1 protein-coding gene is annotated in these 488 nt (G+C 46.3%); it reads left to right on the top strand.

The features are described from left to right. Window positions 1-348: UPF0236 family transposase-like protein (locus tag BpJC4_RS15915; RefSeq protein WP_172968388.1), on the top strand; the 348-nt coding region annotated here is incomplete at its 5' end. Window positions 349-488 lie beyond the last annotated feature (140 nt).

Below are 488 nucleotides of genomic sequence, written 5' to 3'. Positions count from 1 at the left end.
TTTACAGATACATCATGGATGCGACCGATGGGTGCCGCTGAATCCCAAATGAATCAATTTTCCAAGCGACTAAAACAGGGGTACAGTTGGGGACTAGCCGGCCTCCATTCAATGGCTACAGCCATGGTTCATCGCTTTGAAGGGACCCTTTATGAAGCCATAGCTGATTCGGCAAAAGAGAACGAAAAACCGGATAAGAAAATCAATATCAAGCAGTGGCTGAAAGTAAAAACTCGAGAATCAATAGGAGCGGTTACGGGGCATTTGCCTGCATTGGCAAGCCGGGATCAAGGCAAGCCGTATATAGAAGCTCTAAAAGGGCTAGCAGGATATCAAGGAATTTTTTGACCTTTACCGTTTAGTTTCTCGTTTTTCGCCTTGAAGCCCATTAAGCCATCTGTGTTGCGGGCTTCAAGGGCGAGCATGCGAGGGCGAAGCCTATACCCTTGAAGAGCCGAAACAGATGGCTAAAATTTAAAAAGGCGAAA

The sequence above is a fragment of the Weizmannia acidilactici genome (assembly GCF_008974185.1).
Classification (GTDB): Bacteria; Bacillota; Bacilli; order Bacillales; family Bacillaceae_C; genus Weizmannia; species Weizmannia acidilactici.
This window is presented reverse-complemented; position numbering and strand designations above follow the sequence as displayed.